Origin of the sequence: Candidatus Methylomicrobium oryzae (assembly GCF_016745425.1) — a bacterium.
GTDB lineage: Bacteria > Pseudomonadota > Gammaproteobacteria > Methylococcales > Methylomonadaceae > Methylomicrobium > Methylomicrobium oryzae.
Genome location: NZ_JAERVK010000005.1, coordinates 38,832 through 63,901 on the forward strand (window position 1 = coordinate 38,832; position 25,070 = coordinate 63,901).

Genomic DNA, 25,070 nt, shown 5'->3' on the forward strand with positions numbered 1-25,070 from the left:
ATGACTCTGTCATCCCGTCGGTTGACGAGATCTTGGGCGCGGGCAGAGGCATAATCCGGTGCTCAAGATCCCGATCCACATACTACGACTTATTAGGGTGAACAACGTGAAAATTATAAATATAACGAACGGTGCTTTTGCGGCTTTACTGTTAGCCAGCTCTGTTGCAGGAGCAGATTCTCAATATCCTGCTTCCGATTTTCAGCCGAAGGTGGTTTATCAGGATCCCGAGTACAAGCATCAGGCAGCGGCCGCTCCAACGGCGTCCAAAGCGGTGGACTCACAATATCCGGCATCTGATTTCCAGCCGAAAGTCGTCTACTCGGACCCTAACTACAAGCCTGCTGCAGCCGATGCTGCGCCTGCCGGCAGACCCAAGAATGTAGCTGTCGAAGAAAGCGCGCCTGCAGCGACGGCAAGCCAGCCGGCAGCTCCGGCAGTCACTGCGGCGGAAGAAGCCAAGCCTGCGGCCGAAGCCAAAAAGGAAGAGTCCAACTTCGTCTATCTGATCGGTCTGGCAGTATTGGCGTTCGTCGGCGTGATCTTTTTCAAGAAGCAAGCGCAGCCTGAGGGCCATGCGCCGAATGGTTCAGCGCGTTCAGCTGCAGGCGGTGCGACCGGCGTAGCGAAATATCTGAACCGCAAAGCCGGAACCGGCGTATCCAGATACTTGGAAAAACAAGTCAAGTCCGCTGCGGCATCCGCTCCATTGACTGGGGTTGCCAAGTACATGGCAAGCCAGAAGGCTTCCGAAAGTGCGCCATCACAGCCGGTTTCCCGCGTCGAAAAATATCTGCGCGACCGGGGGTAAGGGATGGATCAGGCTTACTTGATCAGCTTGGTCGAGGGATTGTATCCCTTCGGTAAGCGATCCAAAACAGGAACAAGAAAACAGCAATCATTGGTTCACTCCGGGGATGTTTACGAACAATCTTCCGGAGCGGCCGAGAACATGCCGGTCGTTGCGGCCAGTACTGGCGTCGCTCGCTATCTGAGCGCCCAGCCTCTGGAGTCCGGTGTAGCGCGGTATGTGAAAAAAAATAAATCACAGCCTGCTACAGGTGTCGGCAAATATTTGGTGATGCAGTCGATCAAAGGGCGGGAAGAGGCGTGCATCACCGGCGTCAGCAAATATCTGGCGCGTTTCGACAACGATACGCCCGCCAGCGGTGTTGCAAAATATGTCGCTAAACAGATCATCCAAACCAAATATCTGCCGAAGCGTACTACGGTCGGTCGGTACATCACCCGGCAGGAAATTGCCGAAGCGAAGCTTGCCGCATTGACCGGCGTTGCGAAATACCAGGCCGAACAGGACTTGTTGCAAAGAAGGCTCGATGCGCAGAAGCTGATCGAGCGTTATCTAGTAGAGGAAGCGCGTATCGCGGCTGAAAAAACCGCGGCAATGTCAGCTCAACCGGAAACTGTCGTGGAAGCCCCGCAGCCTGCAGAAGCCTTGGAAGCGCCTGCGGAAACCGGCGTCGGACGGTATTTTCAGCAACAGGCGAAAATTGAGAGCCAAAAACCGCCAGTCAGCAAAGTTGCCAAGTACATCGCTCAACAAGTCGTTCGGGACAGCCTGAAGCCACGCCAGAGCGGCGTTGCCAAATATTTGGCAAAAAGCCGGGTCTATAAGTCGAAGCCGGTCGTGAGCGGCGTTGCCAAATATCTGGAAGCGCAGGCACAGCTTGCAAAAACCAAACCTGCGTTTTCAGGCGTTGCCAAATATTTGATTAGGCAGAGAATATCGATTCCAAATACATCGGCTAAAATCAGCGGTGTGACAAGATATCTTTCCAAGCAGGCACCGACCGTCGGCGGCAATACCGTCATGAGGCAACAATCCGTTTCTCAAGAATTTGTGTTGACGGGGGTTGCTAAATACCTGAGCCGTCAAAACACGGCGGATCATGAAAGCCCTGAACCTATCTTCGTACCGGTCGAGAGATGCTTGGAAGGCGAATTCATTCCTGCAGCGGAAGCGGTGGAAAATGATGCCGTCACACCCAAAAATGCGAAGGCTACCCGGGTTTCGAAATATATCAGCGAGCATCAGGCTCCGGCGGAAAAAGCAGCTAAAAAGCCTACGGGCGTTGAAAAGTACCTTCAGCAAACCGCCTGATTCGCAGGCGGATATTTGAGCCTGTGTTCGTTTGAGCCACAGGCTCATGCATCCGGTCCGCTGGTCACCACGGTTGGAGTTTGGTTCGGGCAAACGGGAAGCTAGAACTAACTTTTTCAGAGTTTGTCTTTAAACATAGCATCGAGCTTTTATAGCGCGATAAGTTGCTATGGCTATTGCGGCGCATGTCGCTTGGGTTATCCATCCTCCGCCCTTCCGTCAATCGACCTCTGTCACGGAGTCCACAGGTGAAGCCCCGCAAACCCTAGACCCTTTTCAATATATTGCGCTTGTATATGAAAATTGGCGCCAAAAACCGCCTTCTGAATTGGATCATTCAGTAGTTTCGTACAAATACGAGTTGTGATAATATTGAGGAGGTATTTGTTTTTTAATTATAATTATTCATTTAAGGTGCACATTATGGCTAAGAACTTATTGGAACAACTCAGGGAAATGACCGTAGTCGTCGCCGACACCGGGGACATCCAGGCGATCGAAACCTTTAAGCCGCGCGATGCGACGACCAATCCTTCGCTGATCACTGCGGCAGCCCAAATGCCCCAATATCAAAGTATCGTTGACGATACTTTGAAAGGTGCGCGCGACACGCTGGGTCGCGGCGCGACTCCGGCTGAAGTTGCTAACCTGGCGTTTGACCGTCTGGCAGTGTCATTCGGATTGAAAATTCTCGAAATCATTCCAGGCCGGGTTTCAACCGAAGTTGACGCCCGTCTGTCCTACGACACTGAAGCAACTATCGCGAAAGGCCGAGAAATCATTGCGCAGTACGAAGCGGCCGGCGTTTCCAAAGAACGCGTACTGATCAAGATTGCTTCAACCTGGGAAGGCATCCAGGCGGCGGCGGTTCTGGAAAAAGAAGGCATTCACTGCAACTTGACGTTGCTGTTCGGCATGCATCAGGCGATTGCCTGTGCGGAGAACGGCATCACGCTGATTTCTCCGTTCGTCGGACGCATCCTCGACTGGTATAAAAAAGATACCGGCCGCGATTCTTATGCACCCGCAGAAGACCCAGGCGTCGTTTCCGTGACCGCGGTTTATAACTATTACAAGAAATTCGGTTACAAGACCGAAGTTATGGGCGCGAGCTTCCGTAACATTGGTGAAATTACCGAACTGGCGGGTTGCGACCTGTTGACCATCGCGCCGTCTTTACTGGCCGAGCTGCAATCGACCGAAGGCGAACTGCCGCGCAAGCTGGATCCTGCGAAATCCGCCGGCATGGAGATCGAAAAAATTACAATGGACCGCGCGACATTCGATCGCATGCATGAAGAAAACCGCATGGCGACAGACAAGTTGTCCGAAGGCATCATCGGTTTCGAAAAAGCTTTGGAATCTCTGGAAGAGCTGTTGGCCAAGCGTCTGGCCGAGTTGGAAAATCAACCGGAAGCCGTCGAAGCGTAAGTCATTGAAGTTTCCGGCATCGGCAAGTCCGGTGCCGGTTTCTTTTGCCCGATGAAAATGTGGCAGGATGCTTTTGCACCTTAGCTTAACAATTTTTAACAATTCATTATGTCGAAAAAAATTTTAGATGTAGTTAAACCCGGCGTTGTGACCGGAGAAGATGTGCAGAGAGTGTTTGCGATCTGCAAAGAAAATAACATGGCGCTGCCGGCAGTCAATGTGATCAATACCGATTCGATCAATGCCGTACTGGAAGGCGCGGCGAAAGCCAAATCAGCGGTAATCATCCAGTTCTCGAACGGCGGCGCATCTTTCGTAGCCGGCAAAGGCCTGAAGTTGGACGGTCAAAAAACCGCGATTCTGGGTGCCGTTTCCGGTGCCCAGCACGTGCATCTGATGGCCGAGTATTACGGCGTGCCGGTTATTCTGCACACCGACCATGCGGCAAAAAAACTGCTGCCATGGATTGACGGACTCCTGGATGCGGGCGAGAAACGGTTCGCGGAAACCGGAAAGCCTCTGTTTAGCTCGCACATGCTGGACCTTTCCGAAGAAAGCCTGAAAGAAAACATCGAGATTTGCGGCGAATACCTGAAGCGCATGTCTAAAATGGACATGACGCTGGAAATCGAGCTGGGTGTAACCGGCGGCGAGGAAGATGGCGTCGATAATTCCGACGTGGATCATTCCCAGCTTTATACGCAGCCCGAAGACGTGGCTTATGCCTATGAGCATCTGAGCAAGATCAGTCCCCGCTTCACTATCGCGGCTTCGTTCGGCAACGTACACGGCGTTTACAAGCCGGGCAACGTTAAACTGACTCCGAAAATTTTGGATAACTCGCAAAAGTATGTGTCGGAGAAATTCGGCTTGCCGGCCAAAACCCTGAATTTCGTATTCCACGGCGGTTCGGGTTCTACTCCGGAAGAAATTGCCGAATCGATCAGCTACGGTGTCGTGAAGATGAATATCGACACCGACACCCAATGGGCAACGTGGGAAGCCATCATGAATTTCTACAAGAAAAATGAAGGTTACCTGCAAGGCCAGATCGGCAACCCCGAAGGCGACGACAAGCCGAACAAGAAGTATTACGATCCGCGCGTTTGGCAGCGGGAAGGCGAGCTCGGCATGGTCAGCCGCCTGCAGCAGGCCTTCATGGATCTGAACTCAGTTAACTCGCTGTAACTGGTTCGAAAGCTACAGGCTTGCGGAGCGCCGCAAGCCTGTAGCGTATCCTTCCAAAAAGCGCGGCATCGCGCCGTATTCAGTCGTATTTGAGGTATTTGAAGCGAGGATCGTCCGGGGTTCCCTCTAAGGCTCCGCCTTCTTTACCCGGTTGCCACATTACCACTTCTTCTATCTTGTGCGCCAGCTCAAAGTCTTTATTCGTAATGCCTTTGGCAGCATGATTCATCAGCTTGACGATCACGAAAGCATAGGAAACGCTCAAATCGGGGTGATGAAAAGCGGCTTCCGCCAAATGGCCGACCGTGTTGACTACCATCAGCGTGCCTTTCCAGCCGCTGGTTTTGTATTTGCGGCGTATCCAGCCGTTTTCGAGATACCAATGCGGCAATTCTTCCTTCAGCCGCTCTTCCACTTCGTTATCTGAATAAGTTTCTTCGTGTTTGCGTTCGCGCCAGCCCATGATCAACCTCCTGCCTACTGGATGACAGGGGGATTGTAAACCATTTGTTGTTTTTCCGGAGAATTATATTCGCCAGCGGCGATCGGGAAGTCGGAGAGCTCGGCAACGATGCGTTATTGGTGAGCAAACGATTGATTCATATGGAACATGAATTACCGTTGGTGCAAAAGAAGAATTACGTGAAACTTTTCACAAAAATAGTTGTTTAGTAAATACAAAAGGTGTGCATAGTTCGACTTTGAGCTAATGTTTCAGTATGGGAAGAGGTTTAGAGCTTGTCTTCACAGAAATCTTTTTCGGGTAGGGTATTTTTACAGCCTTACAGCTTACACACAAAGCATTATGTTGAAATTATTCGATAGAAGGACATGGTCATGTTCAAGAAATTAATGGTAATCATCAATTTATTAGGCAGCCTCTGCGTATTTATCGTAATGTGTATATCGAAAGGTCTACACAAATCGAAAAAAATACAGGGAGAGCCGTCCGTCGGAAATCGGTCGGTGAGACAATAGAGGATTAATGCTCCGCGTCGCGTTAACGTTCCGCAGTAAATGGCCGAAAAATTTGACGGATGGGTTTTTCGGCGGTATTTACTGGGTGAAACGGGTCATATCGCAGCCTTTCTGATAAAAAGTGAGCGAAGGAGGAAATGGCGTAACCTCGATCATTAACGTCGTCTCGCGAGTAAAAGCCGACAGGGGACGTGTTGCAGCCTCATGGAAATTTTTTATTAATTGTTCGGCCAGTCTTTCCTGCATCACGTCATCGCCCAAGGAAAAAGGATCGGCCGTCAAATTGGTCTGATTAATCGCTTGCTGCAAAATTTCGGTAGAGAAATTTTGTATTTTAGTTTCAAAATCTTTGAAAATTTCTTTCGGCTTTTCCTTCTTGATGCGTTCAATGTCGTGCGGGTCCGCATAAACCAAGAATGAACCGCTGGCTCCCTGTAGCTCGTTTTTACAGACCCCGCCGTCCATGATTCTGACTAAATTTAGCGGTTTGCCGTTTTTGGTAATGGTCAAGGGAGGGTCGGTGTAAGGATTGTGATCGGGCGGCAGTTCCTCTTGCTGAATCTGCGGTTTAGGTTCGATTGCTGCGACGGTATCCGGCTGCGGGGTAGGTTCGGTCGCGCATGCACTTAACAGCGAAACGGCGAGAGTGGTAAAGATTTTTGCCCGGGTATTCATATTTAGCTGAAGAAGTAAAATGGATGGCGGAGACTTGGCAAAGCCGCCACGAAGATTTGCGTATTATAGTTATGAACCTGTCACCGATAAAGCTTGGTCGAAGTTGGATGAGGCCGTATTAAAGCCATCTTTGGATGACGAAATACCCTATATAAATCGAATGGGTCGGATTCGTCCGTATGGCCGGGTTTGTTTTCGGTTTTTCCGCGACAAGCTCGGTAAGGATATGCTTCGTCGAGCTCGGTCTATGGGGGGAATACGCGAATGCCATTTTCGGTGCACGATAATGGCAATCATCCGGCCCCATCCATCCAGTAAAAAAATGAACGCATTGAGTGTGCGTAGTTACCCTGTAGGATGAAGGAGATAGGCATTCTGTGCGCCGGTACCTGGATTATTAAGGGTAACGGATGGTAAAACGGCTTGTCGGAAGGACATAAGGAGATGCGAAAGCATATGTCGGCCCGCCGATTTGGCGAAAGCCGATTTGAAGAGATGTAACGCTGGGCGGAATCAATCAGTAAGCATTCGAACAGGGATTAGTCGGGGCGCCAGAATCCCGGTAGCGTCTGTCTGCTCTGAAGAAGCCTTGCTCCTGTGGCTTCTCCGGAGCTGGATAAGGGTTGCGATGGCCGCCGACCGGAAGCTTGGGCGGCGAGATTGATCCGGCGCAACCCGCTAGGGGACCGGCTTTAGGCTACAACGCGCAGCGCTTCGTCTTCGTAGAGGCGTTTTTTCTTCCAGCCCGCGAATTTGCTTTCGTCGAATTCCAGATCATTATCAATCGCGTATTCGTAGCAGCTTCTGAACAGGCGGGCGGTACGGAAAGCGTGCAGTTCGTCGTCCGCGGTAATTTTCGCAATATTGCCGACCTGGAAGGTCTTATTTTTCGATTTGCCGTTGTGAACCCAGAATACGGTATAGCACAGGTAGCTTTTATCCTTCCGATGATCGTATTTGATCGTTTTCGAAACGCCGGTGACGCCGGTTGTGGTTTTATTCTTCGGCGGCTTTAAAAAACGGGTTTTACTGCCTTTCAGCACGACCAGCATCTGATCGCGCCAGAGAATAGCGGCCTGTAAGGATTTGGCTTTGTTTCCCCATAGTTTATGGGAAAAATACCGACTGCTTTCTTTGCCGCGGCGGACAATACGTACTTGATAACCGAATACGTCCGGTTCGGTAATGTGTTTATTTTTTGCCATGGAAGTGACCCCTCACAAAAACGACATCAGTCTAATAGCGGTAAAGCTAGGTTGCCTATAAACGTAGCGGCTTTAGTTCTAATAATTGAAAGAGTACAGCCACTATATTTGTAATCCAATGATTACAAATTATGCCTAAAGTTCTGACAAATGCAAGAAAAAAATGACAAATTTATGAAAGCCTTAAGATTCGAAAAAATAATTAATTCCGACCGTTTTGGTGTAGAATGCAGGGATTCCACGCTAGCGTGGCTGAACTTGATATGATAACTCTTTGCTTTTTATAACTATTTGGAGAAAAAACGATGAGCGTTCTAGTTGGTAAACAAGCCCCGGATTTCACCGTTCCCGCCGTGTTAGGCGATGGTCAAATCGTTGATTCTTTCAGCTTTTCCGAAGCTACTCGCGGCAAATATGCCGTTATCGTCTTCTATCCCCTGGATTTTACGTTCGTTTGCCCCAGCGAATTGATCGCGCTGGATCACCGCATCGACGAATTCAAAAGCCGTAACGTGGAAGTGATCGCCGTTTCCATCGACTCGCATTTCACTCATAATGCGTGGCGTAACACCCCGGTCGGCAAAGGCGGCATCGGTCCGGTCCGTTACACGATGGCGGCCGACATCGCTCACAATATCTGCAAAGATTATGATGTCGAAGCGGAAGGCGTTGGCGTAGCTTATCGCGGTTCTTTCCTGATCGACAAAAACGGCGTCGTGCGTCATCAAGTGGTCAACGATTTGCCGCTGGGTCGTAACATGGACGAATTGATCCGTATGGTCGATGCGCTGCAATTCCACGAAGAGCATGGCGAAGTTTGCCCGGCCGGCTGGAACAAAGGCGATACCGGTATGAATGCAAGCCCTGCCGGGGTTGCGGAATACCTGGAAAAAAATGCCGAAAAGTTATAAAGAGTTTTAGAAGACTGCCATAAAGGCAGTTGTTTTCGGGCGCATTGCATCGCTGTAATGCGCCCTTGGCAGGCCGGGTCGCAGGATTAGTTGTCGTTGCCCTGCGCCGATTCTTTCGAGGCATTTGCGATCAGCTTCTTGCGAACGAAAATGCTTACAATGATGCCGGCGATGGCCGGAATTTGAGTCACCAGAAAAAGTGAAGTCGGGCTTTTGGTCAGCATGTCGCCGATCGGGTGCAGCACCGACAGTTTGACCAGCCACCAGGTTAGCCAGTAGCCGACCAGTCCTATTACAGCCCATTGCAGCGTCGGCTGTCCTCTTTCTTTCGCGGTTAAATAAAACCAGACCAGAACTGCCACTCCGGCGAATTTTGCTAGGTATAACATCGTCTCACCTTTTTAGTTCGTTATTTTGATATGCTGCTGCCGGTTTGTCCGGAACGCAGCGATCGGGCGCTAATCATATTCCATATTCGGCCTTTACGGCATCATTATTAATCGCAAGGTGAGAATTATGAGAAAAACGCAGAAAGTGTTTGCCGTCATCTTGGGCATATTGGCGTTATTGCTCGTCTTCGCGATCGCGATCCTGCCGTTTGTTGTCGACCCGAATCAGTTCAAGCCTCTGATAACCGAGGCGATTAGGGAAAAAACCGGACGCGAAGTCGAATTTGCCGGCGATTTGCAGCTGTCGGTTTTTCCTTCGACGGGGTTATTGATCGAGCGGATCCGGATCAAAAATGTTCGGGTGTTTCCGGAAACGGATTTTCTGAGCATCGAGCAGAGCGAAGTTCGGGTCAAATTGTTACCGCTGCTGCTGCAAAAGCGGATTGAAATCGACCGCATCGACCTGCAAGGTTTACGGCTGCATCTGATCCGTACAGAGGCAGGCCTCAATAATTGGAGTTTTGAGAGGTCTAAAAGCAGTGCGAATGCAGCTGTTCCTTCGGCTCCTCCGGCGGCGACCGCGCCGCCTCAAGAAGACGCGGGGCTGCAGCTTTTTGCTATCGGCGGCGCCTCGTTGAAAGATTCGGAAATAGTTTGGGACGATCGGCAAGCCGGCAGATGCCTGGAAATCGACGGGATCAATCTGGATGTGGGGGCTTTCAAGTGGGATCAATTTACCGAGGTGGCGCTGAAGTTCTCGATCCTGGAGCCGGAATCCGGCTATCAGGATCGGATCGCTTTGCACAGCCGGGCGATGCTCAAGCAGAATCCGGTTGCCGCGAATCTTGCCGGCGCCGAGTTGATATTGACTCGGGAGGCGAAGACTCAGCCGGGTAAAGCGTTGGCGGCCAAGTTGACCGCGCCGGAAATTATTTTCGAGAAAGACGCGCAAAAACTCCAGGCTTCCAACCTGCATTTCGAGTCGGCTGGCGTGTTAATCGAGTCCAGCTTGAGCGGCGCTAATCTATGGAGCGATCCCGACATCCAGGCCGGCATAGAAGTAGCGGAGCTCAATCCGCGCGAAGTGTTGCCACGCTTCGGCATTGCGGTTCCGAAATTTCAGGATGCGCTTGCATTTACTCGCTTGCAGGCCGACTTCAACCTGCGCGCAGCGAAAGATACGCTGGCTATCGGCGCATTCCGCTGCCGCCTGGACGATACGCTGCTGCAAGGCGAGGCGCATCTTGAAGATTGGAAGGCACCGTCGATCCGTTTTAATTTAACCGGCGATGCGGTCGATGTCGGGCGCTATCTGCCGCCGAGTGAGAAAAAAAACAAGCTGGTCAGCCCGTCCGCGGCGATTGCGGCGGCGCTTGCGAAGCTGCCGGCGGAGCGGATGCGGAAGCTGGATGCACAAGGCGAGCTGCATTTGCGACACTTGAAAGTAAACGGTATTGCCGCTGACGATCTGCATTTGCAGTTGGGAGCCCGAGAAGGCGTTATACAAACCCGTCAAGGTATCGGCCGATTTTATGGGGGGCGCTATTCGGGTGGCGTCGATCTCAACGCAAAAGGCGGCGATACGGCAGTGGCCTTGACCGAAAAGATCGATCGGGTCGATATTGAAGCTATTCTTAAGCTAATCGGGAGTAAAATCGGCATGAGCGGCGCACTGACCGGCTCGGCGACTTTGCAGGGGCAGGGAAGGGATTTGAAACAGATCAGGCACGGACTGAATGGAAAGCTGGCCTTCGGGGTCAAGGATGGCGCGATCAGAGATGTGAAGTTCTTGAAAGTCATCAATCAAGGCATCGGTTTGCTCAATCAGGCGCCGCTGCCGGCAGGCTATGGCGACGGGCTGAAGTTTTCCGAGATATCGGGCTCGGGTTCTCTGGCCGAAAGTATCCTGCGGAGCGACGATCTGCTGGTCAAGGCGCCCTTGTTCCGGATAACCGGCAGCGGTTTTACGAATGTCGATACCGGTCTGGCGGATTACCGTTTTGTCACGCACCTCGTTAAGGCGCAGGCGACTGATACCGAGCCGGAAAAATTTCACAGCACGCCGATTGTGGTGGATATGTCCGGAACGCTGGAAGATCCCCGTTATCGACTGGATATGAAAGCCTTGCTGACCGAGAAGAATAAGGCCAAAATCGAGAAGTTTCTCGATAAAAACACGGATAAAATAGACAAATTGAAAGATAAACTGGATAAGAAATTAGGCCCCGGCGTCGGCGATTTACTGGACCGGTTGTTCTAGTTGCAGATGATCCGCGTGAACAATTCGACATTTAACGAGCGCGTACTTGCCTGGTTTGACCTGCATGGACGCAAAGATCTGCCCTGGCAGCAGGACAAGTCGCCCTATCGGGTCTGGGTTTCCGAGACGATGCTCCAGCAAACCCAGGTGGCCACCGTAATTCCCTATTTCAATGCGTTCATGGACCGATTCCCGACCGTCGAAGCGCTGGCGGAAGCGGGTATTGACGAGGTATTACGCTATTGGTCCGGATTGGGCTATTATGCGCGGGCCCGTAATTTGCATAAGGCCGCGCTGATTATCGCCGAGCGGGGAAGTTTTCCCGATACCCTCGAAGAGCTTCAGCAACTGCCCGGGATCGGCCTGTCGACAGCCGGCGCGATCATGAGCATTGCCTATGGCCGCAGCCATCCGATCTTGGACGGCAATGTCCGGCGGGTGCTGGCCCGTTACCGGGCCGTATCGGGCTGGCCCGGCGAAGCAAAAGTAAACCGGCGCTTATGGGAGCTCAGCCGGGCATTGACGCCCGAGCACCGGGCGGCGGATTATACGCAGGCGATCATGGATCTGGGCGCGACGGTCTGTACCCGCAGCCGACCTTCCTGCGGAGCCTGTCCTGTGAACGCAGACTGTTTGGCGTTCGGGAGAGGGCAGGTGGCCGACTTTCCAGCGCCCAGGCCGGCCAAGACTTTGCCGGTCAAACAGCGGATTTTTTTGCTGCTCACCGATAGGCATCGGCAGGTTTTTCTCGAAAAACGTCCGCCGGCCGGAATTTGGGGCGGTTTGTGGTGTCTACCTGAGTTCGAGAATCCCGATCAGGCCGTGGCTTGGTGTCTGGACCGTCATTTAGCGGTCATCGAGCAGTATGCGATGGACGGACGGCGTCATACCTTTTCGCATTTTCACCTGGATTTTACGCCACTGGTGATTCTGGCTGACGGCATCCCCGCCGGTGTCGGCGAAACAGGATCGGCGATCTGGCATCCGCTTGAGGCGATTGCCAGGCTGGGTCTGCCCGCGCCGATCAACCTATTGTTGAAACAATATCAAAACCGCGAGGACAAACATGGCAAGACTGGTTAAATGCGCAAAATTGGGGATAGAACTGGAAGGCTTCGACGAGCCGCCGTTTCCGGGTCCCAAAGGGCAGGAAATCTATGAAAAAGTATCGAAACAGGCCTGGCAGCAATGGATCGCCAAACAGACGATGCTGATCAACGAATACCGCTTGGCCAGCTTCGACCCGAAAGCCAAGGCTTTTCTGGCGCAGGAGCGGGACAGGTTTTTGTTCGAAGGCAACAACGAGATGCCGGAAGGTTATGTGCCTCCGCAGCCGTGAGCCGGCGAGTTGGCGCGCCATCCGTATAAGACGGCGCGCTGTATTTAAATGAGATAGAGAAATTGCATGAGACTTTTGTTAGTTGAGGATGACGAAATCCTCGGAGAAGGACTGGCGACCGGCCTGAAAATGGAAGGCTATGCGGTCGACTGGTTCACTACCGGAAAGCTTGCCGAAGAAGCGCTGAAAAATAACCTTTATGAGTTGATCGTGCTGGATTTGGGGTTGCCGGACATGGACGGTATGGACCTGTTGCGCGATCTGCGCAGCCGCAAGGACGAGACGCCGGTGATGGTATTGACCGCCCGAGACACGGTTCCCGATAGAGTGTCGGGACTCGACAGCGGCGCGGACGACTTCGTGATCAAACCGTTCGACCTGACCGAAGTCTGCGCCCGTTTGCGCGCGCTGGCCAGACGGCACGAAGGCCGCAGTACGCCGACGATTGAGCATAAAGGGCTGGTGCTGGATCCTGCCGCCCACATCGTGACTTATAACAATGAAAGAGTCGACCTGTCGCAGAAAGAGTTCGAAATCCTGAGTTTTCTGATGGGCAACATCGGCCGTGTCGTCTCGCGGGCGCGCCTGGAAGAGAGCCTGTATTCATGGGACTCCGACATCGAGAGTAATACGGTCGAAGTGCATATTCATTATCTCAGGAAGAAACTCGATCCCTCCTTGATTCGGACGGTCAGGGGGGTTGGCTATATCATTGACGCCGAAGAAGGCTGATGAACTACTCCCTACGGCAACTATTGCTGGTATCGCTACTGTCGGCAACGATGGTGGTCTGGGGCGTTACCGCTTACTCAAGCTATAAAGCGACCCGTGACGAGGTTGCCAAACTGTTCGATGCGGAACTGGCCCAGTCCGGTAAAGTCTTGTTGGCTTTTGTGGACAGCCTGCTGCTGGACGGTTCATTGCCCGATTATTGGAAGCAGGGACGACTGGCGCATGGAGGGGAAAAGAGCTCTTTTACCGAAACGTATAAAAGAAAACTGGCCTATCAGCTCTGGTCCGAAGAAAAGGGCGTGCTGTTGAGCTCCGGCAAAAAACCGGGCCTTCCGGAAGACGGCCTGAAGGAAGGCGACCAGGATGGAATGGTATGGCATGTTTTCAACGATTCTCTGAAAGACGATGCGTTTCGCCTGAAGTACGAAAGAAAAGTCGCCTTTCAGTTATGGTCCAAAGATAAAGGGCTCCTGCTGCGCTCCGAGAGCGCGCCCCAGATCCCATTTACCTTCGCCAAGGAGGGATTCAGCGAGGTGCAAAGCGAGGGCAGCCTGTGGCATGTCTTCAGTGTGTCGAACAAGACGGGCGATTATGTGATCCATGTCGGTCAGCAGGAAGCGATCCGCCAGCAATTGACCGACGAAATCTCCGAACAGCTAGTCACCCAGTTCCTGGTCGGGATGCCCGTGCTGGCGCTGGTGATCTGGTTTATCATCGGCAATGCGCTGGCGCCGATGAATCAATTGCAAAAAGCGCTGGCGCAGCGCGAAGTCAGCTACCTCAAACCTTTGTCGGTCGACAATCTGCCGAATGAGCTGGTGCCGATGGTGAATGCGCTGAACAGCCTCTTCGCTCAGCTTGAGCAAGCTTTCGAGCATGAGCGCCGCTTTACCGCCGATGCTTCCCATGAGCTGAGAACGCCGCTGGCGGGGCTTCTGACGCAGGTGCAGGTTGCGCTGAAAACGCAGGACGAGCAAATCCAGCGCCAGGCTTTGAAAAGGATAGAGCAGGCGGTCAACCGGATGAGCTACATGGTCAAGCAATTGCTGACCTTCTCGCGGATCGATTCCGGACCCGAATTTCTCGAAAAGACCGGCGTAAAATTGTCCTCCGAGATCATTCAGGTGATCACGGACCTGGAGCACGACGCCTACAGGAAATCGATCGATGTCGAGTTCATCGAGAAATCTTCCGCCGAAATCATCGGCAATCCGCCCTTGATCAATATCTTGATCCGCAATATCGTCGACAATGCGATCAAATACACGCCCGAATACGGCAATATCCGGATCTATCTGACCGACAAGGAAAAGCATGTGGAATTGCGCGTCGAGGATTCGGGGCCGGGCATCAAGCCCGACGCCTACGAAAAGTCGCTCAAGCGTTTCCACCGTCTGGCCGAAACCGCCAGCGTCGCGCAGGGCACCGGGCTCGGCTTTTCGATCGCGCAACGGATCGTCGCGATCCACGGCGCCGAATTCAGCCTCGGCGTGTCGGAACTGGACGGTTTGAAGGTGACGGTGCTATTCCCTTATCCGCGAAGAAAATCCGATAAAGCGGCCGCCCACAAATCGGGCGGCTCGGCGCCGGCGGGCGCACTGCCTAACAAGAAAAGAAACTTCACGGCTCCATCACGACCGGGTTAACCAGCGTGCCGATTCCTTCGATTTCGATTCTGACCGTTTGTCCCGGCTTTAAGTAACCGCGCGGGTACATTTTGACGCCGACGCCGGCCGGCGTGCCGGTGCTGATTACATCGCCCGGCTCCAGCGTCATCGCCTCGGACAGATAGGCGACCATCTCATAGCAGTTGAACAGCATCTCGCCGGTATTCGCGTTTTGCCGCAACTCTTCGTCGACCCAAGTTTTCAGCTCCAGGTTGTGGGGGTCGGGGATTTCGTTCGCAGTGACGATCCACGGCCCCAAAGGCCCCGCCGTATCGAACGACTTGCCGATCATCATGGTCGGCGAGCGCGCCTGCCAGTCGCGTACGGACACGTCGTTCGCGATCATGAAGCCCGCGATCACTTCATGGGCTTTTTCGGCCGGCACATGGCGGCAGCGCCGGCCGATCACGAACGCCAGTTCGCCTTCGTAATCGAGCTTGTCCGATACCCGGGGGCGCTGAATCGCATCCCCGGTCCCGATCACGCAGGTGCTTTGCTTGGTGAAGAAGCTCGGGTACTCGGGCCGGTCCTTGCCGGTTTCGGCGATATGGTCCGCGTAGTTCAGGCTGATCGCGAGATATTTGCCGGGCCTCTGAATCGGCGCCTCGAGCTTGACATCCCGAAGCGGAATGCGCTGATTGCCGCTGTCGATCAATGCCTGCATCGCTGCGAGCGCTTCGCTTCCCAAGGCCAGAAAATCGATCATTCGCGGCGGAATGGCGGGATTACCCAGACTGTCGACGACGGTATCGTTAACGACGGCGCCGAGGCGGGTAGATTGAGCGTGCGTAAAGGTAACCAGTTTCATCGTGAAAATTTTTCCATCACATTGCAAACGGTTATTGTATATCGAAGCCTAGCCGTAAAAAAAAAGTTATAATGGGCCGTTTTAACCGAGATTAACCGCGAGGAGACGATAATGAACGAAAACTGGATCGCGCCTTCCATTCTGTCCGCCAATTTCGCCAAATTGGGCGAGGAAGTGGATAACGTCCTGGCCGCCGGGGCCGACATTGTGCATTTTGACGTGATGGACAACCATTTCGTCCCGAACCTGACCATCGGTCCTCTGGTTTGCGAGGCGCTCAGAAAACACGGCGTAACCGCCCCGATCGACGTGCACCTGATGATCGAGCCGGTCGACCGGATCATTCCCGATTTCGCGAAAGCCGGCGCCAGCATCATCACCTTCCATCCGGAAGCGTCCGTGCATATCGACCGCACCCTGCAGCTGATCAAGGACAACGGCTGCAAGGCGGGTCTGGTATTCAATCCGGGCACCCCGCTGCATTATCTGGATTACGTGATGGACAAGCTGGACATGATCCTGTTGATGTCGGTCAACCCGGGCTTCGGCGGCCAGTCGTTCATTCCGTCCGCGTTGACTAAACTGCGCGAAGTGCGCAAGAAAATCGACGACAGCGGTTTGAACATCCGCCTCGAAATCGACGGCGGCGTAAAAACCGAAAACATCCGAGAAATCAAGGAAGCGGGCGCCGATACGTTCGTCGCGGGATCCGCGATTTTCGGCAAGCCGGATTACAAGAAGATCATCGACGACATGCGCGCCGAACTCGCGAAAGCCGGTAAATAAAATTTATAGGGCAGGTTGCCGGTCCGCCCTACACTTGTCGTTCATACCGTTGTGCAAAACGCAGTTTGAAGAAACAGAATGACCCCGGAACAATTCAATCAATACGCCCGCCAGGGCTACAACCGCATCCCGGTTAGCCGGGAAGTGCTGGCCGATCTGGATACGCCGCTCAGCGCGTACCTGAAATTGGCCGACGGCGCTTATTCCTATCTCTTCGAATCGGTGCACGGCGGCGAGCAATGGGGACGCTATTCGATCATCGGACTGCCCTGCAAAACGATCGTCAAAGTGATCGGCAACCGGATCAACCTGGAAAAAAACGGCGAGATCGTCGAAACGGCCGTGCTCGACAATCCGCTGCTCTGGATCGAAGAGTTCAAGGCACGCTTCAAGGTGCCCGACATCGACGACCTGCCGCGCTTTAACGGCGGCCTGGTCGGCTATTTCGGCTACGAGACGATTTCGTATATCGAACCGCGGCTCGCCAGCCACGGCAAACCCGATCCGCTCGGTAATCCGGACATCGTGCTGATGGTGTCCGAGGAAATGCTGGTGTTCGACAATCTGTCCGGCAAATTGCTGCTGCTGACGCATGCGGACCCGGCCGAAGACCTGGCTTACGAGCGGGCGCAGCAGCGCCTGCACGAGTGGTCGATCAAGCTGCGCGAAGTGCAGGCCAAGCCGGCTAGGCATACCGCGCCCAAAAAGGTCAACGAATCCGATTTCGTCTCCGGCTTTACCCAGCAGGGTTTCGAGGAAGCGGTCTGCAAGGCGAAGGAATACATTACCGACGGCGACATCATGCAGGTGGTGCTGTCGCAGCGGCTGTCGATTCCGTACACCGCCGCGCCGCTGAACCTGTACCGGGCCTTGCGCTGCCTGAATCCGTCGCCGTATATGTTCTTCCTGAACCTCGGCGACTTCCATATCGTCGGCTCGTCGCCGGAAATCCTGGTCCGCCTCGAAGACAACATCGTGACGGTTCGTCCGATCGCGGGCACCCGCCGCCGCGGCGCGACCCAGGAACAGGATCTGGCGCTCGAAAAAGAACTGTTGGACGATCCGAAAGAAATCGCCGAACACCTGATGCTGATCGACCTCGGCCGCAACGACACCGGCCGCGTCGCCGAAATCGGCAGTGTGCAGTTGACCGACAAGATGATCGTCGAACGTTACTCGCACGTGATGCATATCGTCTCGAACGTGATCGGCCGATTGAAACCGGGCAAGAACGCTTTCGACGTACTCGCTGCGACCTTCCCGGCCGGCACCGTCAGCGGCGCGCCGAAAATCCGCGCGATGGAAATCATCGACGAACTGGAGCCGGTCAAACGCGGCGTCTACTCGGGCGCGGTCGGCTACATCGCCTGGTCCGGCAATCTCGACACCGCGATCGCGATCCGCACGGCCGTGATCAAGGACAGCATGCTGCACATCCAGGCCGGCGCCGGCATCGTCTATGACTCGATACCGCGCAACGAATGGGACGAAACGATGAACAAGGGCCGGGCGATCTTCCGCGCGGTCAGCATGGCCGAAGCCGGACTCGAAGGAGAAGGAGCATGAGCGCAATCAAAGTGGTGATGATCGACAATTACGATTCGTTCACCTACAACCTGGTGCAGTATCTGGGAGAGCTCGGCGCCGACGTGACCGTCGTGCGCAACGACCAGGTTACGGTCGAAGACATCGAGCGCCTGTCGCCCGATAAGATCGTGATTTCGCCGGGTCCCTGCACGCCTCGGGAAGCCGGTGTTTCGGTCGAGGCGATCATGACATTCGCCGGCCGCTACCCGATTCTCGGTGTCTGCCTCGGCCATCAAAGCATCGGCTACGCCTTCGGCGGCAACATCATTCACGCTAAAGCGATCATGCACGGTAAGACCTCCGAGGTTTACCACCATAATGTCGGCGTGTTCAAGGGGCTGAAAAACCCGTTCACTGCGACCCGTTACCATTCGCTGGTGATCGAACAGCAAACCCTGCCCGACTGCCTCGAAGTGACTGCCTGGACCCGGAACGAAGCCGGTAATATCGACGAAATCATGGGCGTCCGCCACAAAACGCTTGACATCGAAGGTGTGCAGTTCCATCCCGAGTCGATTCTGACCGAGCACGGACATGATCTTTTGAGGAATTTTTTGGAGAGATAACTCAGAAGATTTTTTCAAGATGAAGCTCAATATAAAAAGCAGATGAGTATTGCGATGAGTGGGTGCTTGTACATTTTAACTGATGGGAATAATACGAAAATCGGTATTACAACCGATTTTAATAACAGAATGTCATCTTATGATAAGTACAGGTGCAAAATAAACCTGGTATTTTTAAGGCTGCTTACGAAAAGCCGTTAATAAAAACAGTGACATAACTGATGCTGCCGCCTGAATAATTATGCACAGGTACTTAGGTGAAAGACATGGGGCTAACCTACGCAAAACTCAAATTAACCAATTTGTTCAACCATAAACGGGTCGAGGTGGACGCGCGGGTCGATACCGGAGCGACGTTCATGTGCGTAACCGAAGAGATTGCGCTGCAACTGGGGTTCGATATTACCGAAGTCAATCAGCAAGTCGTGACGCTCGCCGACGGCCACCAGCGCAAAGTGCCGAAAATTGCGCCGATCGAAATAGCCTTCGAGAACCGTACCTATGTGACCGAAGCGGTGGTGCTGGGTAACGAACCGCTGATGGGCGTCATTCCGCTGGAAGCGATGGATTTGGTTGTCGACCCTCGCAAGCAGGAATTGGTCGTCAACCCGCAGCATCCGAATTATCCGGTCGCTTTGGCCAAATAGCAATGAAACAATTGAGTTAGGGCTAGGTCAATAATGATTTTCGCTTATGGCTCCCACGCTCTGCGTGGGAACGATAAAAAAGCCGAGTTAACGCGGCTTGGAAAGAAAATCGTCGATCGTGCAAGCGATGCCGGGAAAAGCGCCGATGACTTTTTTGTCGGCGGTAATCAACGGAATGCCAAGCATCTTGGCTAGGGCGACGAACTCGCAGTCGTAAGCCGAACAGGCGCTGGATTGAACCAATTGCATGACGGGAACCGAGGACACATCGTGTTCATTGCCGAGCATTAGGCTTTCGGCTTGTCTGAGAATCAGCAGCACGTCTTCGATCGAAAGGATGGCTTTGCGCAGATAGAGCGCTAGGACATTGCGAAATTCGCTTTTCCAAAGGCGTGGCGCGATCCATTTCGGTTCGAGCGTCAGCAGCCGTTCGGCTTGCGCAGACTTGTCGCTGCTTAAATAGAGATAGGCCAGGGTGTTCGTATCGACTACGATCATGGCCTGCCATCCCGCTTGGCTGTATCGATTTCTTCGTCGGTTAATTTATAATGAGCCGTTTTTTCCCGGATCAGCCTGGCTTCCTCCAGGCGTTCGGCAACATCAATAGGGCGGGGGCGGAGCGTGCGTTCGAGGCAATACAAAATCTCGCCATTGAGGCTTCGATGATGCAGGCGGGCGGACTCTTTCAGTTGATGGTACAAATCGTCCGGTATGTTTTTGAGAGTAAGGTTAGTCATTTCTGCCATCTCCAAGGTACAACCAAATCGGTTCCATTATGGTTTTGCCGGTTTTAAAAAGCAAGGGCCGATGCGAATATAGAATGAGAAATAATTTTTCCGATGCAAATCCAAAAAGCCCTGCAGAAACTGCTCGATAAACAGAGCCTGACGCACGATGAGATGCGCGCGGTGATGCTTCAGATCATGAGCGGCAATGCGACCGATGCGCAGATCGGCGGTTTCTTGATCGCGTTGCGCTGCAAAGGCGAAACGGTCGACGAAATCGCCGCGGCGGCCGAAGTGATGCGCGTGCTGGCGAGCAAGGTGCCGGTTACCGGTGAGCATCTGATCGATACCTGCGGCACCGGCGGCGACGGCGCGAACACGTTCAATATCTCGACTACCTGCGCGTTTGTGGTTGCGGCGGCGGGCGCGAAGGTGGCCAAGCATGGCAACCGTTCGGTGTCGAGCCGTTCCGGCAGTGCGGATGTGCTGGAGGCGGCCGGCGTAAATCTGGATTTAAGCCCCGAACAGGTCGCCGAGTGCGTGGATCAGGTCGGCGTCGGCTTTTTATTTGCGCAAAAACTGCACGGCGCGATGAAGCACACCAGCGGGCCGCGCCGCGAAATGGGAGTTCGGACCCTGTTCAACCTGCTCGGTCCGTTGTCCAATCCCGCCGGCGCGCCTAACCAGTTGATCGGCGTATTCGCGAAGGAGTGGGTCGAGCCCTTGGCCCAGGTCTTGAAGAAACTCGGCAGCCGGCACGTGCTGGTCGTGAACGCGGACGACGGACTCGATGAAATCAGCATCGCCGCAGCTACGAATGTGGCCGAGCTGAAAGACGGCGCCGTCGCGACCTATACGGTAACGCCCGAACAATTCGGCTTGCAGCGCGCAAGTTTGGCGGAACTGGCGATCGACGACGCCGAATCGAGCCTTGCGATGCTGAAGACCGTGCTCGATAACCGGCCCGGCCCCGCGCGCGATATTGTTGTTCTGAACGCCGGCGCTGCAATCTATGCGGCGAATCTTACCCCTTCGTTCGAAGCCGGCATCGCCAGAGCCGATACACTGATCGCCAGCGGCGCCGCGCGCGCGAAGCTGGACGCCCTGATTGCTTATTCAAACTCTATGAACACTCCATTGACGCTATGACCGATACGCCCGACATCCTGAAAAAAATCCTCGACACCAAAGCCGAAGAAGTCAGCCGCCGCAAGGCGCGCACGCCGATCGTCGACCTTGAAAGTTTCGCCGAAAGCGTCGAAAAACCGCGCGGATTCTATCAGGCGCTGCTGGGCCGGGTCATGATGAAAAAACCGGCGATCATCGCCGAAATCAAGAAGGCCTCGCCGAGCAAGGGCGTGATCCGGGAAGACTTCCAACCGGTCATGATCGGCCAGGATTACGCGATGAACGGCGCGACCTGCCTGTCGGTGCTGACCGACAAGGAGTATTTCCAGGGCTCCGAAGTGTACCTGCAACTGGTTCGCGAGCGCTGCCCGTTGCCGGTACTGCGCAAGGATTTCATGATCGATCCGTACCAAGTTTATGAAGCGCGCGCGCTCGGGGCGGACTGCATCCTGCTGATCGCCGCCGCGCTCGAAGACGGCCAGATGCGCGAGCTGGCCGAACTGGCCGCCAAACTGGGCATGGATGTGCTGGTCGAAGTGCACAACGAAGAAGAATTGCACCGTGCCTTGAAACTCGATGCCAAACTGATCGGGATCAACAACCGGAACCTGCGCACCTTCGAGACGACGCTGCAGACAACGCTGGATTTGAAGGCGCAAATTCCCGAAGACCGTCTGGTGATTACCGAAAGCGGCATCCATACGCCCGACGACGTGAAGCTGATGCTCGATAACGGCATCTATGCGTTCCTGGTCGGCGAAGCGTTCATGCGCGCGGACAGTCCGGGCCAGAAAATGCGCGAATTGTTCGGCTTATAGGATCTTGGCGGTTTTGCATTCGAATGCCGATCCGGTCGGCGTCTTCGATTCCGGCGTCGGCGGGCTGTCGGTGCTGAGTGAGATCCGGCGCCAATTACCCGCCGAAAACCTGATTTATGTTGCCGATTCCGGCCATGCGCCGTACGGCGACAAGCCCCGGGCGTTCATCGAAAAGCGGTCGCTCGCGATCACCCGGTTTTTGCTCGACCGCGGCGCGAAAGCGATCGTGGTCGCCTGCAATACCGCGACCGGGGCGGCGGCGGCCTCGCTGAGGACTCGTTTCACGCTGCCGATCGTGGCGATGGAACCGGCAATCAAGCCGGCCGCCGCGCAAACCCGAACCGGCGTGGTCGGCGTACTTGCGACCAGCCGGACACTGGCCAGCCACAATTTCGTCAAGCTGTTCGAGCGTTACGGTTCCGAAGCCGAAATCCTGCCGCAAGCCTGTCCGGGGCTCGTCGAGCAGGTCGAGGCGGGCGAACTGGCCGGTGAAAAGACGCGTAGCCTGCTCGAGCGCTATCTGGCGCCGCTTTTGATCAAAGGGGCTGACACCCTGGTGCTCGGCTGCACCCATTATCCTTTCCTTCGCGCTTTGATTCAGGAAATTGCCGGGCCGAATGTCGCAGTGATCGATTCGTCCGAAGCGGTCGCGCGCCAGCTTTGCCGGCGTCTCGAAGCGCATGGTTTGCTGAATGATGCGAATGAGTCCGGCTCCGAGCGATTTTGGACTAGCGCCGATCCGGCGACCACCGGGCCGGTGATTACGCAGTTATGGTGCCGGAATGCGAGCGTTGAACGTTTGCCTGAAGCCGAGGCTCATAAGGCTCCCGAGTTAACCAGCAGCCCGTGAATCTGCGTCGCGATCCGCTCGTAACCTTGGTCGTTCGGATGAATCATATCGGATTTGAGGTTGTTGTCTCCGAGCACCTCGGGGAGCGTTTCGAGATCGATCGGAACGTCCATCGCTTCGGCAAGCGACTGATAAAAACCGGCGCTGGACAGCCAGAAAATAGTCGGAGCCGGCACACCGAGCATCACCACGCCGATTTGGCGGTTTTTAGCCAGAGTAATCATTTGCTTCAGGTTCTCGGCGGTATGTTCCGGCGGAATCCGGCGCAGCATGTCGTTGCCGCCGTGAATCAGGATCAGGAGGTCAGGCCGGTGCCGGTCGAGCAGGTCGGGCAGGCGCCTGAGGCCCTCGCTGCTGATTTCCCCGGGACGGCCCGCATTGACCACTTGCCGCGTCGTCAGTCTGGCCAAGACGCTCGGATAATCGCGCTGGGGCGAAGCGCCGGTGCCGTAGGTCAGGCTGTCGCCGAAAGCGAGAATTACCCCCTGATCCGGTAATTTGCTTAGCGAGTCCGAGGACTTGCTGCAGGAGGCGAGAGTAATCAGCAAAGGGAGAAATAGCAGAAGGTTTGTCATGGCGGAGCAGAATCGATGCAAAAAAATGTACTTATAACCGGCGCGGCCAAACGGATCGGCGCGGCCTGCGCGCGGCGGCTGCACCGGGAAGGCTGTCATGTGATCGTGCATTATAAGTCGTCGGAACGGGAAGCGCTTGATCTGTGCGGTGAGTTGAACCGGCTGCGGCCGGCTTCGGCCAGCGCGCTGCAGGCCGATCTGCTGGACAAGGATCAGCTGGGAGGGCTCGCCAAAGCGGCGCTGGAAATCGGTGGAGGCATCGACGTCCTGATCAATAATGCCTCGGCATTTTACGCGACGCCTTTCGGCGAGGTTTCCGAAGCGCACTGGGAGGAACTGCTCGGCAGCAACCTGAAAGCGCCGTTTTTTTTAGCCCAGGCCTTGCGGGATACCCTGAAGGCCAAGCAGGGATGCGTTGTGAATATCGTCGACATCCATGCCGAACGCGGCTTGCCCGATTTTTCGGTGTACAGCCTCGCAAAGGCGGGGCTCGCGGCGATGACCCGGATACTGGCCAAGGAAATGGGGCCGGAGGTCCGCGTCAACGGCGTGGCGCCCGGCGCAATCATCTGGCCTGAGCACGATCTGTCAGACCAGCACAAACAGGAAATTCTCCAGCGTGTGGCCCTTAAACGAAGCGGCGAGCCGGACGATATCGCAAAAGCGGTTTCGTTTCTGGTCCGGGATGCCGATTACATGACCGGCCAGATACTGACCGTCGACGGCGGGCGCACCTTATTCTATTGACGACCAGCCCCGGTTGACCCGTTTTTGCGCGAGACCGTCCTTGTCGAAGCGTTCCCACAGATCGCGGTAGCTGATGCCGTTGACCGGATGCCGCAAATCGCCGGCGATTTCGGCGAGCGGTTCCAGAACGAACGCGTAGCGTTCGATTTCGTCGCGCGGAATCTGCAGGCCGTCGTCGTTGATGATCAGGTCGCCGAACAGGATCAGATCCAAATCGAGGGTTCGGGATGAAAATTTTTTACATCCGCGCGTGCGGCCGTGATCCAGCTCTATCTGCCGGAGCTGTTTCGCGATCGTTTTAACGTCCAGGTCGGAGTCGAAACCGACGACCAGGTTATGGAAAGTAGCTCCGTCGAAGCCGACGGGTTCGGTTTCGTATGTGCTCGAAACCACCAATCCGCCAAAAAGCAGGGACAGCTCGCGCAATGCGCTGTGGATGTTTTTTTCCTTCTCGATGTTGCTGCCAATGCTGATATAGCCTCTGGTCACTGTTTGCGATCCCCTCGTTCGATCATGATGCCGACATCGCTGGCGCCGCTGATCGCGCCTTTCTTGTTCAACGTCAGTTTGACCCAAGGTACCTGAAATTCGTTCTGGATGATTTTAACGATTTCCACCGCGAGTTTTTCGACCAGAAAAAACTGGCTCTCCTCGACAAAGCCGATGATCCGCTTGGAGACTTTTTTGTAGTCGAGCGCGTACTGGATGTCGTCGGTTTCGGCGGCTTTTCCGATGTCGAATCCCATTTCGATATCGAGCACCACGCTTTGTTTCGTTTCCCGTTCCCAGTCGTAAATGCCGATGATCGTTTTGATCTCCAGCCCGCCTAAAAAAATGATGTCCATGGTAGTTTTCCGGTTATGATGAGCGCTTTTTTAAAAGCGCTAAGTATCGGGGAATTGCCCTCGGCTTACAAGTTTTGATTGACGAAAGGTG

The 25,070-nt window shown here is 54.4% G+C and carries 28 protein-coding genes; 18 read left to right on the plus strand and 10 right to left on the minus strand.

The genetic code is table 11. The annotated features are described in order from the left end of the window. Positions 1–106: 106 nt before the first annotated feature. From JJL52_RS06760 to fbaA, 4 genes are all read left to right on the plus strand, one after another. On the plus strand, positions 107–811 hold the full coding sequence (locus JJL52_RS06760) for a hypothetical protein (protein WP_202051648.1): 705 nt from the start codon (positions 107–109) through the stop codon (positions 809–811). 3 nt (positions 812–814) lie between these two features. Continuing rightward, complete coding sequence (locus tag JJL52_RS06765) at positions 815–2,122, plus strand: hypothetical protein (protein WP_202051649.1); 1,308 nt, start codon at positions 815–817, stop codon at positions 2,120–2,122. Positions 2,123–2,545: 423 nt separating this feature from the next. Next, positions 2,546–3,553, plus strand: coding sequence for a transaldolase (locus JJL52_RS06770; RefSeq protein ID WP_202051650.1), 1,008 nt, complete (start codon positions 2,546–2,548; stop codon positions 3,551–3,553). A gap of 108 nt (positions 3,554–3,661) precedes the next feature. Continuing rightward, on the plus strand, positions 3,662–4,741 hold the full coding sequence (gene fbaA / locus JJL52_RS06775) for a class II fructose-bisphosphate aldolase (RefSeq protein WP_202051651.1): 1,080 nt from the start codon (positions 3,662–3,664) through the stop codon (positions 4,739–4,741). Positions 4,742–4,820: 79 nt separating this feature from the next. Here the strand turns inward: fbaA and JJL52_RS06780 are convergent, their stop codons facing one another. The 3 genes from JJL52_RS06780 to JJL52_RS06790 form a co-directional block, all read right to left on the minus strand. Then, positions 4,821–5,204: a 4a-hydroxytetrahydrobiopterin dehydratase gene (locus tag JJL52_RS06780; protein WP_202051652.1), complete on the minus strand. Its 384-nt coding sequence runs from the start codon at positions 5,202–5,204 to the stop codon at positions 4,821–4,823. Positions 5,205–5,797: 593 nt separating this feature from the next. Further along, on the minus strand, positions 5,798–6,394 hold the full coding sequence (locus JJL52_RS06785; protein ID WP_202051653.1) for a hypothetical protein: 597 nt from the start codon (positions 6,392–6,394) through the stop codon (positions 5,798–5,800). Positions 6,395–7,086: 692 nt separating this feature from the next. Next, the gene (locus JJL52_RS06790) at positions 7,087–7,599 is read right to left on the minus strand and encodes a hypothetical protein (RefSeq protein WP_202051654.1); all 513 of its coding nucleotides are present in this window, start codon (positions 7,597–7,599) and stop codon (positions 7,087–7,089) included. Between the two features lie 305 nt (positions 7,600–7,904). On the opposite strand from JJL52_RS06790, the gene JJL52_RS06795 reads away from it, so the two are divergent. After that, complete coding sequence (locus JJL52_RS06795; RefSeq protein WP_202051655.1) at positions 7,905–8,510, plus strand: peroxiredoxin; 606 nt, start codon at positions 7,905–7,907, stop codon at positions 8,508–8,510. An 86-nt stretch (positions 8,511–8,596) separates the two neighbouring features. Here the strand turns inward: JJL52_RS06795 and JJL52_RS06800 are convergent, their stop codons facing one another. Beyond that, a complete protein-coding gene (locus tag JJL52_RS06800) occupies positions 8,597–8,899 on the minus strand; it encodes a hypothetical protein (RefSeq protein ID WP_202051656.1) in 303 nt (100 codons plus the stop codon). Positions 8,900–9,026: 127 nt separating this feature from the next. Between JJL52_RS06800 and JJL52_RS06805 the strand changes: the two genes are divergently transcribed. The 5 genes from JJL52_RS06805 (at position 9,027) to JJL52_RS06825 (ending at position 14,876) form a co-directional block, all read left to right on the plus strand. Beyond that, positions 9,027–11,159, plus strand: coding sequence for an AsmA family protein (locus JJL52_RS06805; protein WP_202051657.1), 2,133 nt, complete (start codon positions 9,027–9,029; stop codon positions 11,157–11,159). Positions 11,160–11,165: 6 nt separating this feature from the next. Further along, positions 11,166–12,242: an A/G-specific adenine glycosylase gene (gene mutY / locus JJL52_RS06810; RefSeq protein WP_202051849.1), complete on the plus strand. Its 1,077-nt coding sequence runs from the start codon at positions 11,166–11,168 to the stop codon at positions 12,240–12,242. Further along, the gene (locus JJL52_RS06815) at positions 12,226–12,498 is read left to right on the plus strand and encodes an oxidative damage protection protein (RefSeq protein ID WP_202051658.1); all 273 of its coding nucleotides are present in this window, start codon (positions 12,226–12,228) and stop codon (positions 12,496–12,498) included. Before mutY ends, JJL52_RS06815 begins: the two co-directional genes overlap by 17 nt. A gap of 66 nt (positions 12,499–12,564) precedes the next feature. Then, positions 12,565–13,230, plus strand: coding sequence for a response regulator (locus tag JJL52_RS06820; RefSeq protein WP_202051659.1), 666 nt, complete (start codon positions 12,565–12,567; stop codon positions 13,228–13,230). Then, positions 13,230–14,876, plus strand: coding sequence for an ATP-binding protein (locus JJL52_RS06825; RefSeq protein ID WP_202051660.1), 1,647 nt, complete (start codon positions 13,230–13,232; stop codon positions 14,874–14,876). The genes JJL52_RS06820 and JJL52_RS06825 overlap by 1 nt, the downstream gene beginning before the upstream one ends. Here JJL52_RS06825 and JJL52_RS06830 read toward each other — a convergent pair. After that, positions 14,851–15,705, minus strand: a complete 855-nt coding sequence (locus tag JJL52_RS06830) for a fumarylacetoacetate hydrolase family protein (RefSeq protein WP_202051661.1) — start codon at positions 15,703–15,705, stop codon at positions 14,851–14,853. The genes JJL52_RS06825 and JJL52_RS06830 overlap by 26 nt on opposite strands. A gap of 111 nt (positions 15,706–15,816) precedes the next feature. On the opposite strand from JJL52_RS06830, the gene rpe reads away from it, so the two are divergent. The 4 genes from rpe (at position 15,817) to JJL52_RS06850 (ending at position 19,291) form a co-directional block, all read left to right on the plus strand. Beyond that, positions 15,817–16,491 carry a ribulose-phosphate 3-epimerase gene (rpe, locus tag JJL52_RS06835; protein WP_202051662.1) on the plus strand — a complete coding sequence of 225 codons (675 nt, stop codon included), beginning with the start codon at positions 15,817–15,819 and terminating at the stop codon, positions 16,489–16,491. 78 nt (positions 16,492–16,569) lie between these two features. Next, entirely contained in the window at positions 16,570–18,057 is a 1,488-nt protein-coding gene (gene trpE, locus JJL52_RS06840) for an anthranilate synthase component I (RefSeq protein ID WP_202051663.1), read from the plus strand. Beyond that, positions 18,054–18,644: an anthranilate synthase component II gene (locus tag JJL52_RS06845; RefSeq protein ID WP_202051664.1), complete on the plus strand. Its 591-nt coding sequence runs from the start codon at positions 18,054–18,056 to the stop codon at positions 18,642–18,644. The genes trpE and JJL52_RS06845 overlap by 4 nt, the downstream gene beginning before the upstream one ends. A gap of 266 nt (positions 18,645–18,910) precedes the next feature. Then, positions 18,911–19,291: a clan AA aspartic protease gene (locus JJL52_RS06850; protein WP_202051665.1), complete on the plus strand. Its 381-nt coding sequence runs from the start codon at positions 18,911–18,913 to the stop codon at positions 19,289–19,291. Between the two features lie 87 nt (positions 19,292–19,378). Here the strand turns inward: JJL52_RS06850 and JJL52_RS06855 are convergent, their stop codons facing one another. Both JJL52_RS06855 and JJL52_RS06860 read right to left on the minus strand, forming a co-directional pair. Next, the gene (locus JJL52_RS06855) at positions 19,379–19,789 is read right to left on the minus strand and encodes a type II toxin-antitoxin system VapC family toxin (protein WP_202051666.1); all 411 of its coding nucleotides are present in this window, start codon (positions 19,787–19,789) and stop codon (positions 19,379–19,381) included. Further along, positions 19,786–20,028, minus strand: a complete 243-nt coding sequence (locus JJL52_RS06860; RefSeq protein ID WP_202051667.1) for a FitA-like ribbon-helix-helix domain-containing protein — start codon at positions 20,026–20,028, stop codon at positions 19,786–19,788. Before JJL52_RS06860 ends, JJL52_RS06855 begins: the two co-directional genes overlap by 4 nt. A gap of 102 nt (positions 20,029–20,130) precedes the next feature. Here JJL52_RS06860 and trpD point away from each other — a divergent pair, with 102 nt between their 5' ends. The 3 genes from trpD to murI are packed head-to-tail and all read left to right on the plus strand — an operon-like array spanning position 20,131 to position 22,812. Continuing rightward, positions 20,131–21,165: an anthranilate phosphoribosyltransferase gene (gene trpD / locus JJL52_RS06865; protein WP_202051668.1), complete on the plus strand. Its 1,035-nt coding sequence runs from the start codon at positions 20,131–20,133 to the stop codon at positions 21,163–21,165. Next, positions 21,162–21,962, plus strand: a complete 801-nt coding sequence (gene trpC / locus JJL52_RS06870; RefSeq protein WP_202051669.1) for an indole-3-glycerol phosphate synthase TrpC — start codon at positions 21,162–21,164, stop codon at positions 21,960–21,962. Before trpD ends, trpC begins: the two co-directional genes overlap by 4 nt. A gap of 4 nt (positions 21,963–21,966) precedes the next feature. After that, positions 21,967–22,812 carry a glutamate racemase gene (gene murI, locus JJL52_RS06875; protein WP_436231511.1) on the plus strand — a complete coding sequence of 282 codons (846 nt, stop codon included), beginning with the start codon at positions 21,967–21,969 and terminating at the stop codon, positions 22,810–22,812. On the opposite strand, the gene JJL52_RS06880 is transcribed toward murI, so the two are convergent. Then, a complete protein-coding gene (locus JJL52_RS06880) occupies positions 22,779–23,387 on the minus strand; it encodes an arylesterase (protein ID WP_202051670.1) in 609 nt (202 codons plus the stop codon). The two genes, murI and JJL52_RS06880, sit on opposite strands and share 34 nt — an antisense overlap. Positions 23,388–23,402: 15 nt before the next feature. On the opposite strand from JJL52_RS06880, the gene JJL52_RS06885 reads away from it, so the two are divergent. Continuing rightward, positions 23,403–24,134: a pteridine reductase gene (locus tag JJL52_RS06885; RefSeq protein WP_202051671.1), complete on the plus strand. Its 732-nt coding sequence runs from the start codon at positions 23,403–23,405 to the stop codon at positions 24,132–24,134. Here the strand turns inward: JJL52_RS06885 and folK are convergent. Together folK and folB are read right to left on the minus strand one after the other, a co-directional pair. Next, positions 24,123–24,623: a 2-amino-4-hydroxy-6-hydroxymethyldihydropteridine diphosphokinase gene (folK, locus tag JJL52_RS06890; RefSeq protein ID WP_202051672.1), complete on the minus strand. Its 501-nt coding sequence runs from the start codon at positions 24,621–24,623 to the stop codon at positions 24,123–24,125. The two genes, JJL52_RS06885 and folK, sit on opposite strands and share 12 nt — an antisense overlap. Further along, entirely contained in the window at positions 24,620–24,979 is a 360-nt protein-coding gene (gene folB / locus JJL52_RS06895; RefSeq protein ID WP_005374163.1) for a dihydroneopterin aldolase, read from the minus strand. The genes folK and folB overlap by 4 nt, the downstream gene beginning before the upstream one ends. Between the last annotated feature and the right edge of the window lie 91 nt (positions 24,980–25,070).

Excerpts from the sequence above, each read along its gene's own strand:
- JJL52_RS06885 (WP_202051671.1), top strand. The coding sequence starts at position 23,403 with ATGCAAAAAAATGTACTTATAACCGGCGCGGCCAAACGGATCGGCGCG.
- JJL52_RS06785 (WP_202051653.1), bottom strand. The coding sequence starts at position 6,394 with ATGAATACCCGGGCAAAAATCTTTACCACTCTCGCCGTTTCGCTGTTA.
- trpE (WP_202051663.1), top strand. The coding sequence starts at position 16,570 with ATGACCCCGGAACAATTCAATCAATACGCCCGCCAGGGCTACAACCGC.
- JJL52_RS06770 (WP_202051650.1), top strand. The coding sequence starts at position 2,546 with ATGGCTAAGAACTTATTGGAACAACTCAGGGAAATGACCGTAGTCGTC.
- rpe (WP_202051662.1), top strand. The coding sequence starts at position 15,817 with ATGAACGAAAACTGGATCGCGCCTTCCATTCTGTCCGCCAATTTCGCC.
- JJL52_RS06830 (WP_202051661.1), bottom strand. The coding sequence starts at position 15,705 with ATGAAACTGGTTACCTTTACGCACGCTCAATCTACCCGCCTCGGCGCC.
- JJL52_RS06765 (WP_202051649.1), top strand. The coding sequence starts at position 815 with ATGGATCAGGCTTACTTGATCAGCTTGGTCGAGGGATTGTATCCCTTC.
- mutY (WP_202051849.1), top strand. The coding sequence starts at position 11,166 with ATGATCCGCGTGAACAATTCGACATTTAACGAGCGCGTACTTGCCTGG.
- JJL52_RS06795 (WP_202051655.1), top strand. The coding sequence starts at position 7,905 with ATGAGCGTTCTAGTTGGTAAACAAGCCCCGGATTTCACCGTTCCCGCC.
- JJL52_RS06860 (WP_202051667.1), bottom strand. The coding sequence starts at position 20,028 with ATGACTAACCTTACTCTCAAAAACATACCGGACGATTTGTACCATCAA.
- trpC (WP_202051669.1), top strand. The coding sequence starts at position 21,162 with ATGACCGATACGCCCGACATCCTGAAAAAAATCCTCGACACCAAAGCC.
- JJL52_RS06780 (WP_202051652.1), bottom strand. The coding sequence starts at position 5,204 with ATGGGCTGGCGCGAACGCAAACACGAAGAAACTTATTCAGATAACGAA.
- JJL52_RS06880 (WP_202051670.1), bottom strand. The coding sequence starts at position 23,387 with ATGACAAACCTTCTGCTATTTCTCCCTTTGCTGATTACTCTCGCCTCC.
- JJL52_RS06850 (WP_202051665.1), top strand. The coding sequence starts at position 18,911 with ATGGGGCTAACCTACGCAAAACTCAAATTAACCAATTTGTTCAACCAT.
- JJL52_RS06790 (WP_202051654.1), bottom strand. The coding sequence starts at position 7,599 with ATGGCAAAAAATAAACACATTACCGAACCGGACGTATTCGGTTATCAA.
- folB (WP_005374163.1), bottom strand. The coding sequence starts at position 24,979 with ATGGACATCATTTTTTTAGGCGGGCTGGAGATCAAAACGATCATCGGC.
- JJL52_RS06815 (WP_202051658.1), top strand. The coding sequence starts at position 12,226 with ATGGCAAGACTGGTTAAATGCGCAAAATTGGGGATAGAACTGGAAGGC.
- JJL52_RS06825 (WP_202051660.1), top strand. The coding sequence starts at position 13,230 with ATGAACTACTCCCTACGGCAACTATTGCTGGTATCGCTACTGTCGGCA.
- fbaA (WP_202051651.1), top strand. The coding sequence starts at position 3,662 with ATGTCGAAAAAAATTTTAGATGTAGTTAAACCCGGCGTTGTGACCGGA.
- JJL52_RS06845 (WP_202051664.1), top strand. The coding sequence starts at position 18,054 with ATGAGCGCAATCAAAGTGGTGATGATCGACAATTACGATTCGTTCACC.
- JJL52_RS06820 (WP_202051659.1), top strand. The coding sequence starts at position 12,565 with ATGAGACTTTTGTTAGTTGAGGATGACGAAATCCTCGGAGAAGGACTG.
- JJL52_RS06805 (WP_202051657.1), top strand. The coding sequence starts at position 9,027 with ATGAGAAAAACGCAGAAAGTGTTTGCCGTCATCTTGGGCATATTGGCG.
- JJL52_RS06800 (WP_202051656.1), bottom strand. The coding sequence starts at position 8,899 with ATGTTATACCTAGCAAAATTCGCCGGAGTGGCAGTTCTGGTCTGGTTT.
- trpD (WP_202051668.1), top strand. The coding sequence starts at position 20,131 with ATGCAAATCCAAAAAGCCCTGCAGAAACTGCTCGATAAACAGAGCCTG.
- JJL52_RS06855 (WP_202051666.1), bottom strand. The coding sequence starts at position 19,789 with ATGATCGTAGTCGATACGAACACCCTGGCCTATCTCTATTTAAGCAGC.